We start from the raw sequence: 9,870 nt of genomic DNA on the forward strand, positions 1-9,870 counted from the left end.
CGGTTAATGTTCTTCCAGGCCTCGTGAGGGCCGAGAACAAAAGTGGCGTGCATTATTGCAAGTAATTCTTGTTAACAAAAGTAATAGAGTCTCTTTTTTTCTTGCATTGCTAGCCGCTCGTCCATTGCCGGCGCTAGTCTGTGTCTTTCCGATGGGAGTTTTCTGATGTCCATACCCTCAGTTTTGATCGCCGGTTGCGGTGATGTCGGCGGTCGTCTGGCCACGCAATTGGTGGCTTTGGGCTGGGAGGTTCATGGCCTGAGACGTGACGTCTCCCGCCTGCCCGAGGGCGTCATTGGCGTGGCCGGCGACTTGTTCAATGAAGACTGCCCGGCGACCTGGCCGGTCGGTGCGGTGGATTACCTGGTGTATTGCGCGGCGGCTACCGACCACGATGAAGCCGGATATCGCGCGGCTTATGTGCAGGGCTTGCAGCATGTGTTGGAGTGGCTGAACGACTACGGTCAGGTGCCGAATCGTCTGCTGTTTGTTTCCAGCAGCAGCGTATATGGCCAGCAGGATGGCGAATGGGTCGACGAGTCCTCGCCGACTGTTCCCGCAGGCTATTCAGGTCGATTGATGCTGGAGGCTGAGCAGGTCGCACTCAACAGCGGTATTGCGGCGAGCATTGTGCGCTTGACCGGCATTTATGGTCCTGGCCGCGAGTGGTTGCTGACGCAGGTACGGCGGGGTTATCGGGTGGCCGTTGATCCACCGCTGTACGGCAATCGTATTCACGCTGACGATGCGGCGGGATTGATGGCGTATATGCTTGAGGCAGATCGCCGAGGGGTGGCGCTGGATGATGTTTATATAGGTGTCGACGACGCGCCCGCACCGTTGGCGGAAGTGGTGGACTGGTTACGTGAGTATCTGGGTGTGACGGAGTGGGCCGACGATGCGACCGTGCGGCGTACAGGCAGCAAGCGTTGCAGCAATGCCCGAGCAAAGGCCTTGGGCTGGACGCCGAAGTACCCGAGCTATCGTGAAGGCTATGCCGCGATCCTCGAAGGTCGCGACTAACTTCCAGCCTCTATAATCCAAATGTGGGAGCGGGCTTGCTCGCGAAAGCGGTGTAGCAGTCAACGATGATGTTGAATGTTACGGCCCCTTCGCGAGCAAGCCCGCTCCCACATTGGTTTTGCGTTGGCACTAGAGCCGGGTTACTGCTTTTCCAGCAACCACTTGCGATCACCCGGCATGTAGGTCGGCTGCTCATCCTGCTGGGCTGTGTTGACCGCCTGGAAAATTTCCAGCTCTTTGCCTTTGCGGGCAAAAATCCATGGGCTGCCTTGGCCGTTCAGTTGTAACCACAGGCTGTCGTTGCCGCCGCTCATGGAGGCGCRGTCGCCCGCCAGGCACAGGGCATAGCGGTCAGCGCCGGGCAGGCCGATCACTTGGCCGTCCGCCTGAAACTGGACCGTACCGCCTTCGCCATTGCCATTGAGAACTTTCCAGCTACCGCCCATGTAAGCCGTGTACAACGCACGTTCGAAGCTCGCGCCAATCGGTGCGCCTTCCGGTACCTGGGCCTGCGCGCGGTCGAAAACTTGCTCCGACTCGTTTTCGGTCTCGGACTGGCTCAGTTGCTTGCCGTCACGTTTCAGTTCACTGCCGGAGCTGCCGTAAAAATCGATTTTCCATGCGCCGGACTTTTCGCCCAGCAGCTTGCCGTCGACGTTTTCAAAACCGTTGGTGTAACGAGCCTGACCGGCCTTGGTGTTGATGTCCCATTCCAGGTTCGGGCCATTGGCCTGGAGCGCTTCGCGCAGGGGGCCGCCTTTGGCTGCAGCATCGATCGCCACCTGATTGATCCAGGTGCCGCTGATGTCACGGTCGGCAGGGTTGCTGGCACAACCGCCCAAGAGTAGGGCGACCAGCGAGAGGGCTAGCGCGTGGCGCATGGTGGAATCCTTTCAAGGCAAGATCGGCGCAGCGCTTTTAGAGGGCTGCGCCGGACGTATTACTCGATGACCAGAATGGCATCCATCTCAACCTGCGAACCCTTTGGCAGGGCCGCTACGCCGATGGCGGCGCGTGCAGGGTAAGGCTGGTCAAAGTACTTGCCCATGATCTCGTTGACCTTGGCGAAGTGGCTCAGGTCGGTGAGGAAAATGTTCAGTTTGACGATGTCTTTGAACGAGCCACCAGCAGCTTCGGCCACGGCTTTAAGGTTCTCGAACACCTGGACGGTCTGGGCTTCGAAGCCTTCAACCAGCTCCATGGTTTTTGGGTCCAGAGGGATTTGACCCGACATGTAAACGGTATTGCCAGCCTTGATCGCCTGGGAATAAGTACCGATGGCGGCCGGGGCCTTGTCGCTGGTGATAACAGTCTTGGTCATGAATGACTCCTTGTAAGGGTGGGCTTCACGCGCGCATGCGGGTGATGCGAATCACCCCGGTCAAGGCGCGTAGTTTCTTGATCACGCGGGCCAGGTGCACGCGGTCGTGCACGCTGACCACCAGTTGGACCACGCTGATGCGACCATCGCGTTCGTCCATGCTGATTTTTTCGATATTGCCGTCGGCCGCGTTGACGCTGCTGGCCAGCAGCGCGATCAGGCCGCGTTGGTGTTCCAGCTCGACACGCAGTTCGACGTTGAATTCGCCGGTGACATCCTTGGCCCAGGACAGCTGGATGCATTTTTCCGGGTTGTGGCGGATTTCGCTGATGTTGCGGCAGTTGTCCAGGTGCACAACCATGCCTTTGCCGGCGGACAGGTGACCGACTATCGGGTCGCCCGGGATCGGCGTGCAGCACTTGGCGTAACTGAGTACCAAGCCTTCGGTGCCGCGGATTGCCAGCGGGCCTTCCGGGCTTGGCAACTGTTCGCCTTCGCCGAGCAGGCGGCGGGCGACCACGTAAGCCATGCGATTGCCAAGGCCGATGTCTTCGAGCAAGTCTTCGATCAGTTCCAGACGGTACTCGGCAAGCATCGCCTTGACGCGCTCGGCGGCGATTTTTTCCAGCGAACTGTCGAAACCGTTCAGCACCTTGTTCAGCAGGCGTTCGCCGAGATTGATGGACTCTGAGCGACGTTGCAGTTTCAACGCATGGCGGATGTGCGTCCGCGCCTTCCCGGTGACCACAAAATTGAGCCACGCCGGGTTCGGCCGAGCGCCGGGAGCGCTGACAATCTCGACCGTGGAGCCGCTTTGCAGCGGTTCAGACAGCGGTGCGAGTCGACGATTGATTCGACAGGCTATGCAGCTGTTGCCCACGTCGGTATGCACCGCGTAAGCGAAGTCGACCGCGGTGGAGCCTTTGGGCAGCTCCATGATCCGGCCTTTGGGCGTGAACACGTAGACCTCGTCCGGGAACAGGTCGATCTTCACACTTTCGATGAATTCCAGCGAGTTGCCGGCGCGTTGCTGCATTTCCAGCACGCCTTTGACCCACTGGCGGGCGCGGGCATGAGTGCCTTTTGGCTGCTCATCGCCGCTGGATTTGTACAGCCAATGGGCGGCGATGCCGTTGTTGGCCATCTCTTCCATTTCCCGGGTGCGGATCTGGATCTCGATCGGAACACCGTGCATGCCGAACAGCGTGGTGTGAAGCGACTGATAGCCGTTGGCCTTGGGGATCGCGATGTAATCCTTGAAGCGCCCCGGCAACGGTTTGTACAAATTATGCACAGCACCCAGCACGCGGTAGCAGGTGTCGACCTTGTCGACGATGATCCGGAACGCGTACACGTCCATGATCTCGTTGAAGGCCCGGCGCTTGCCGCGCATTTTCTTGTAGATGCCGTAGAGGTGTTTCTGACGACCGCTGACCTCGCCCTGGATGCCGTCGATGGCCAGGCAATGGCTGAGGGACTCTTCGATCTTGTTGACGATTTCCTTGCGGTTGCCCCGGGCGCGTTTGACCGCCTGGTTGATCCGCGCGGAACGCATCGGGTGCATGGCCTTGAAGCCGAGGTCTTCGAATTCTATGCGGATGGCGTGCATGCCCAGCCGGTTGGCGATGGGCGCATAGATTTCCAGGGTTTCCTTGGCGATCCGCCGGCGCTTTTCACCGGACAAGACTTCCAGCGTGCGCATGTTGTGCAGGCGGTCGGCGAGCTTGACCAGGATCACGCGAATGTCGCGCGCCATGGCCATGGCCATTTTCTGGAAGTTTTCGGCCTGGGCTTCGGCTTTGGTCTCGAAATTCATCTGGGTCAGTTTGCTGACCCCGTCGACCAGTTCGGCCACGGTTTCGCCGAACTGCGCTTGCAGCGCCTCTTTGGCAATACCGGTGTCTTCGATAACGTCATGCAACATCGCGGCCATCAGGCTCTGATGGTCCATGTGCATGTCGGCAAGAATATTCGCCACCGCAAGAGGATGCGTGACGTACGCCTCACCGCTACGTCGGCGTTGACCGTCGTGGGCTTGTTCGGCGTAGAAATACGCTCGGCGGACCAGGTTGACCTGGTCCTTGCCGAGGTAGGTCGATAAGCGATCGGCGAGGGCGTCTATGCTCGGCATGATAACTCCTGCCGTTCGCTATGACCCTGCGCCGTGCTACGTCGACCAGGCATAGGCTTAGACGGCCTCGTTGGACTCGTCCTCGAACGCTGCGAACAGCGGTTCGTCTTCGACGATTTCAGCATTGGCGATGAACTCGTAGCTCATCAGGCCTTCAGCGATTTCACGCAGCGCTACCACGGTAGGCTTGTCGTTTTCCCACTGAACCAGTGGCTCTTTGCCGCCGGTGGCCAGTTGACGGGCACGCTTGGTGGACAGCATGACCAGTTCAAAACGGTTTTCCACGTGGTTCAGGCAGTCTTCAACGGTTACGCGGGCCATGGTATTCCTCGGAGCGAATGCAATATGCGCGCTGCCCGGGTGGGCGAGCGGACTAGACAGTTTAAAAAATCACCAGCGATTAGGGAAGCGCTGATTTTTTGACCAAGCTCTTCAACGCGCTGCAAGTGCCAATGTAAAGCCCTTGCAGCGGTTTTGGGAAGTGTTGTTTAGCCGAGCAATTCAGCCAAAAGTTTTCCATTACGCTGCTGCTGACGCTTCTGATGCAGCTGATTGGCGCGGAATATCGCCTGCAAATCGCTCAGCGCGTGGGCGAAATCGTCGTTGATGATCAGGTAATCGTAGTCAACGTAGTGGCTCATTTCGCTGACCGCTTCACGCATCCGGCCGTCAATGACCTCTGCGCTGTCCTGGCCGCGATTGTTCAAGCGCTGATGCAAGGCTTGGAGGGACGGCGGCAAAATGAAGATCGAGCGCGCTTGAGGCATCAACTTGCGCACCTGCTCGGCGCCCTGCCAGTCGATCTCCAGAATCAGGTCGTGGCCTTCGTCCAGCGTCTGCTGCAGATGGCTTTGCGAGGTGCCATAGAGGTTGCCGAACACTTCGGCGCGCTCCAGGAAATCCCCGTGCTCGATCATCTTCACGAACTCTTCGCGTGAGACGAAGTTGTAGTTCACGCCGTTCACTTCACCGGGTCGCATGGCGCGGGTGGTGTGGGAGACCGAGACGCGGATCTCCTGATCTGCGTCAGTCAAGGCCTTGACCAGGCTGCTCTTGCCCGCGCCCGAAGGGGCGGAAATGATGTACAGGGTGCCGGTGCTGTGGGTCATGTCGGGTTTGCCTTACTCAATATTCTGCACTTGTTCGCGCATCTGCTCGATCAACACCTTGAGGTTGACCGCAGCCTGGGTGCTGCGCGGGTCGAAGGCTTTGGAGCCCAGTGTGTTGGCTTCGCGATTGAGTTCCTGCATCAGAAAGTCCAAGCGCCGACCGGCGGCGCCACCGGATTTGAGCACCCGGCGAACTTCGATGATGTGAGTGCTCAGGCGATCCAGTTCTTCGGCGACGTCGCTCTTTTGCGCGAGCATGACCATTTCCTGCTCCAGCCGTTGCGGGTCCAGGTCGGCCTTCATGTCGGCGAAGCGGTCGAGGACTTTCTGGCGCTGGGTGGCGAGCATCTGCGGGACCAGTTCGCGCAGAGTAACGACGTCTTCTTCAATGGAGGTCAGGCGATCGTTGATCAACCGCGCCAACTCCGCGCCTTCGCGCTCGCGGCCAGCCTTGAGTTCTTTCAGGCCTTCGTTGAACAGCGCCAATGCTTCGGCATTCAAGGCTTGCGGGTCGGTGGCATCGCCTACCAGCACGCCGGGCCAGGCCAGCACTTCCAGCGGGTTGAGCGCCGCTGGATTTTTGATCAGGCTGGCGATCGTCTCGGCGGCGGCGACCAATTGCGCGGCGCGCTCGCGGTCCACTTGCAGCGGTTTATCGGTGTTTTCTTCGGTGAAGCGCAGGGTGCATTCAAGCTTGCCCCGGGAGATGCTTTGGCGCAGGGCCTCGCGGACCGCGCCTTCGAGGTCGCGAAAGGACTCCGGCAGACGCAAGTGCGGCTCCAGGTAGCGGCTGTTGACCGAGCGCAGTTCCCAGCTCAGGGTGCCTTGGGTGCCGGCTTTTTCTACGCGGGCGAAGGCGGTCATGCTGTGCACCATGGGGGTACCTCGCAAGTCGGGCCGATGCGTTACCAAAGGTTTCGCGGACCCGATATCTGTGAATGAAAGCCGACAGGCAGCAAAGGCGCAGGATTGTAGCGCAGTGGGGCGGATGCGCCCAAACACACGCTGTCACAAAGGGCTGCAAGCCGTCGGTAAAGCGCTGTTCAGGGCCTTCGATCGTCGGGCGAATTTTTTAGAAGTGCCCAGTCGTGGCTGGCGGCTCTATAATGCTCGGCAGTTTTCCGTCCTCCGTACAGGTATTCCCTATGAAACGTCCAAGTGGTCGCGCTGCCGATCAGCTCCGCTCGATCCGCATTACCCGCAACTACACCAAACACGCCGAGGGTTCTGTACTGGTCGAGTTCGGTGATACCAAAGTCATCTGCACCGTCAGCGTCGAAAACGGCGTGCCACGGTTCCTCAAAGGCCAGGGCCAGGGCTGGCTGACTGCCGAATACGGCATGCTGCCGCGCGCCACTGGCGAGCGTAACCAGCGTGAAGCGAGCCGTGGCAAGCAAGGCGGCCGTACCCTGGAAATCCAGCGCCTGATCGGTCGCTCCCTGCGCGCTTCGCTGGACATGTCCAAGCTGGGCGACGTGACCCTGTACGTCGACTGCGACGTGATCCAGGCTGACGGCGGCACCCGCACTGCGTCCATCACTGGTGCCATGGTTGCCCTGGTCGATGCCTTGAAAGTCATCAAGAAACGCGGCGGCCTGAAAGGCGGCGACCCGTTGAAACAAATGATCGCTGCCGTTTCCGTGGGCATGTACCAGGGCGAGCCTGTGCTCGACCTCGACTACCTGGAAGACTCGGCTGCCGAGACCGACCTGAACGTGGTCATGACCAGTACGGGCGGTTTCATCGAAGTCCAGGGCACAGCCGAAGGCGCGCCGTTCCAGCCAGAAGAGCTGAACGCCATGCTGGAGTTGGCGAAGAAAGGCATGAGCGAAATCTTCGACCTGCAGAAGGCTGCACTGGCCGACTGACCGGATGGAACCCAGCAAGGAGGACGCTATGAGTGACGAGCAACAGGTACTTCCCACCCCGAGCAAAGAAGTTCGGCAGTGGGCGATGTWTTGTCACTTGTCCGCCTTGCTGGGGATCTGGATTCCGTTCGGTACTCTGATCGGCCCGCTGATTCTCTKGCAGATGAAGCGTGAAATGGACCCCTTCATCGATGCGCAAGGCAAAGAGGCGCTGAACTTTCAGATCACCGTCGCCATAGCCTCCGCCATCTGCTTCCTGCTGATGGTGGTGATTGTGGGGTTCCTCCTGTTGGGTCTGGTTGCTATTGGTGCATTGGTGCTGACGATCATTGCTGGCGTGAAGGCTAATGAAGGGTTTCCTTACCGGTATCCATTCACTTGGCGGTTGATCAAATAACGATCAGCGCTGATGCCGCATTGGAAAATCAGCGTGCACAATACAGCCGACAGTAATCCAACTGTGTGAAACGCAGTTCGCCGCGGTTTTAAAGCCAATGCCCTGAATTATCGGGGCATTTGTTTTTCAGACAACAGATAAACTTCTCTAGCTGTTTGCGACGGTTGTCATGTGTGGTATCCCCGCGTTGCAGGAGTTTGCCTTGCACGTATCGTTCTTACACTTTTAGTCACAACTGCTACGCTTCAGCTCAGCCTATGTGCTTGGCAGCGAGACTTGGCGGTTGATAAAGTTGCCACAAGTTAATTTAACCAAGAAATATTTCGTTATATTCAGACCATTGACGGTCTTTGAATCTAAACTAATCAGGGTTGAGACGATCAACCTGTTCAAGGGGCGAAGCCAGGTAAAAAGTTCGCCCCTGAATATATATTAAAGAATATCCCAATGGTTCAGCTCGATTTTTATGGAACACTGGTTGCCGCCTCTTTAGTACTGTTACTGGGGCGTGGTCTTGTCACTCGCGTTGGTTTTTTACGCACCTACAATATCCCTGAGCCTGTAGCAGGCGGCCTGGTGGTTGCCCTGGTGCTTTTGGCTTTGCGCTTCTTTGATATTGAAGTCCGGTTTGATACTTCACTGCAGGCTCCCTTGATGTTGGCGTTTTTTGCCACCATTGGCTTGAGTGCAGACTTCGCCAGCCTGAAAAAAGGCGGGCGCGTAGTGGGAGTTTTTGTATTGGCAGTCACTGGGCTTTTGGTGATCCAGAATGCCATGGGCATCGGGCTCGCAAAGGCGTTGGGGCTCGATCCGTTGATGGGGCTTCTGACCGGCTCGATTACGTTGGCGGGCGGTCACGGTACCGGCGCTGCGTGGGGAGCGACGTTCAGTGAGAAGTTTGGCCTGGCTTCCGCCTCCGAGCTTGCGATGGCGTCTGCGACGTTTGGCTTGGTGCTGGGCGGTTTGATTGGTGGTCCGGTCGCGGGCCTGCTCATCAAGCGTGTTCAGGCACCTGGCCTTGAACAAGAAAAGCCACGGATGCCAAAGGGCTTTGAGCAGCCGAACAAAGAGCGTTCGATCACGCCATTTACGTTTATCGAGACACTCGCTCTGATCTCGGTCAGCCWGCTGGCAGGGACCCTCCTGAATGGCGCGCTGCGCGAAACCGCATTTGAGTTGCCGACCTTCGTTTGCGTGTTGTTCGTGGGTGTGGTTTTGCGCAACGGACTTTCAGCGCTTGGCTTGTATCAGGTGTTTGAGCGTGAAGTCTCGGTGCTGGGGAATGTCAGCTTGTCGCTGTTTCTGGCGATTGCCCTGATGTCGCTCAAGCTGTGGGATCTGGCTTCGCTGGCGTTGCCGTTCTTCATCATCTTGGCTGCGCAAACGTTGGTCATGGCTCTCTTTGCTATTTTTGTGACGTTCAGAGTCATGGGTAGCAACTACGATGCGGCGGTGCTGGCGGCAGGACACTGCGGTTTCGGACTGGGTGCCACGCCAACGGCCATCGCGAACATGCAGGCGGTGACTCAGCGTTACGGGCCTTCGCAGATAGCATTCCTGGTGGTGCCAATGGTGGGGGCGTTCTTCATCGACATCATTAATGTCATCGTGATCAAGCTGTACCTTGCGCTGCCGTTCTTTGCCGCTGGTTGAAGGTCTGATCACTGTTAACGATCCACAAAAAATGCCCGTATCTTGCGATACGGGCATTTTTTCTTCCGGCTAGCTGACCGCCGAAATTTCACAGGTCTGAGCGATGTCCGCTTTTTTGTATCTGCGAAACGACGCTTAAATGGTCAGCGTCCAATCGTAGTCCACGATCAGCGGTGCGTGCTGCGAGAACCGCGGCTGACGTGGCAGGCGTGCGCTGCGAACAAAGCGGCGCAAGCCCGGGGTCAGCAACTGGTAGTCGAAACGCCAGCCCAGGTTGAGCATCTCAGCCTGTTCGTTGTCCGGCCACCAGCTGTACTGGTCACCTTCGCGGCTGACTTCGCGCAGGGCATCGACATAGCCCATATTGC

Annotated in this window: 10 protein-coding genes and 1 pseudogene; 4 read left to right on the top strand and 7 right to left on the bottom strand. The window is 58.2% G+C overall.

All coding sequences use genetic code 11. From position 1 onward, the window contains the following. The first annotated feature begins 165 nt into the window (after positions 1–165). Positions 166–1,023: an SDR family oxidoreductase gene (locus AC1DRJ_RS05110; protein ID WP_477801139.1), complete on the top strand. Its 858-nt coding sequence runs from the start codon at positions 166–168 to the stop codon at positions 1,021–1,023. A gap of 140 nt (positions 1,024–1,163) precedes the next feature. On the opposite strand, the gene AC1DRJ_RS05115 is transcribed toward AC1DRJ_RS05110, so the two are convergent. From AC1DRJ_RS05115 to AC1DRJ_RS05140, 6 genes are all read right to left on the bottom strand, one after another. Next, positions 1,164–1,904 (bottom strand): hypothetical protein, encoded by a 741-nt coding sequence (locus AC1DRJ_RS05115; RefSeq protein WP_477801140.1) that lies wholly within the window; start codon positions 1,902–1,904, stop codon positions 1,164–1,166. Positions 1,905–1,963: 59 nt separating this feature from the next. Next, the gene (locus AC1DRJ_RS05120; RefSeq protein WP_003229509.1) at positions 1,964–2,344 is read right to left on the bottom strand and encodes a RidA family protein; all 381 of its coding nucleotides are present in this window, start codon (positions 2,342–2,344) and stop codon (positions 1,964–1,966) included. Between the two features lie 25 nt (positions 2,345–2,369). Continuing rightward, positions 2,370–4,475: a bifunctional GTP diphosphokinase/guanosine-3',5'-bis pyrophosphate 3'-pyrophosphohydrolase gene (gene spoT / locus AC1DRJ_RS05125; RefSeq protein WP_477801141.1), complete on the bottom strand. Its 2,106-nt coding sequence runs from the start codon at positions 4,473–4,475 to the stop codon at positions 2,370–2,372. A gap of 57 nt (positions 4,476–4,532) precedes the next feature. Continuing rightward, entirely contained in the window at positions 4,533–4,796 is a 264-nt protein-coding gene (gene rpoZ, locus AC1DRJ_RS05130; protein WP_007894670.1) for a DNA-directed RNA polymerase subunit omega, read from the bottom strand. Positions 4,797–4,963: 167 nt separating this feature from the next. Beyond that, positions 4,964–5,584, bottom strand: a complete 621-nt coding sequence (gene gmk, locus AC1DRJ_RS05135) for a guanylate kinase (protein WP_477801142.1) — start codon at positions 5,582–5,584, stop codon at positions 4,964–4,966. Positions 5,585–5,596: 12 nt separating this feature from the next. After that, positions 5,597–6,460, bottom strand: a complete 864-nt coding sequence (locus AC1DRJ_RS05140; protein WP_477801143.1) for a YicC/YloC family endoribonuclease — start codon at positions 6,458–6,460, stop codon at positions 5,597–5,599. Positions 6,461–6,729: 269 nt separating this feature from the next. On the opposite strand from AC1DRJ_RS05140, the gene rph reads away from it, so the two are divergent. The 3 genes from rph to gltS all read left to right on the top strand — a co-directional run bounded on the left by rph (position 6,730) and on the right by gltS (position 9,502). Next, a complete protein-coding gene (gene rph, locus AC1DRJ_RS05145) occupies positions 6,730–7,452 on the top strand; it encodes a ribonuclease PH (RefSeq protein ID WP_007943120.1) in 723 nt (240 codons plus the stop codon). Between the two features lie 28 nt (positions 7,453–7,480). After that, the gene (locus AC1DRJ_RS05150; RefSeq protein WP_477801144.1) at positions 7,481–7,849 is read left to right on the top strand and encodes a DUF4870 domain-containing protein; all 369 of its coding nucleotides are present in this window, start codon (positions 7,481–7,483) and stop codon (positions 7,847–7,849) included. Positions 7,850–8,296: 447 nt separating this feature from the next. Next, positions 8,297–9,502, top strand: a complete 1,206-nt coding sequence (gene gltS, locus AC1DRJ_RS05155; protein WP_477801145.1) for a sodium/glutamate symporter — start codon at positions 8,297–8,299, stop codon at positions 9,500–9,502. Positions 9,503–9,637: 135 nt separating this feature from the next. On the opposite strand, the pseudogene crc reads toward gltS, so the two are convergent. Beyond that, positions 9,638–9,870: pseudogene (crc, locus tag AC1DRJ_RS05160) on the bottom strand (catabolite repression control protein Crc); the annotation flags it as partial.

The organism is Pseudomonas sp. P5_B2 (genome assembly GCF_056400445.1).

Coding starts and splice junctions, on each gene's coding strand:
- AC1DRJ_RS05110 (WP_477801139.1), top strand. CDS start 166: ATGTCCATACCCTCAGTTTTGATCGCCGGTTGCGGTGATGTCGGCGGT.
- AC1DRJ_RS05120 (WP_003229509.1), bottom strand. CDS start 2,344: ATGACCAAGACTGTTATCACCAGCGACAAGGCCCCGGCCGCCATCGGT.
- spoT (WP_477801141.1), bottom strand. CDS start 4,475: ATGCCGAGCATAGACGCCCTCGCCGATCGCTTATCGACCTACCTCGGC.
- rpoZ (WP_007894670.1), bottom strand. CDS start 4,796: ATGGCCCGCGTAACCGTTGAAGACTGCCTGAACCACGTGGAAAACCGT.
- gmk (WP_477801142.1), bottom strand. CDS start 5,584: ATGACCCACAGCACCGGCACCCTGTACATCATTTCCGCCCCTTCGGGC.
- AC1DRJ_RS05140 (WP_477801143.1), bottom strand. CDS start 6,460: ATGGTGCACAGCATGACCGCCTTCGCCCGCGTAGAAAAAGCCGGCACC.
- rph (WP_007943120.1), top strand. CDS start 6,730: ATGAAACGTCCAAGTGGTCGCGCTGCCGATCAGCTCCGCTCGATCCGC.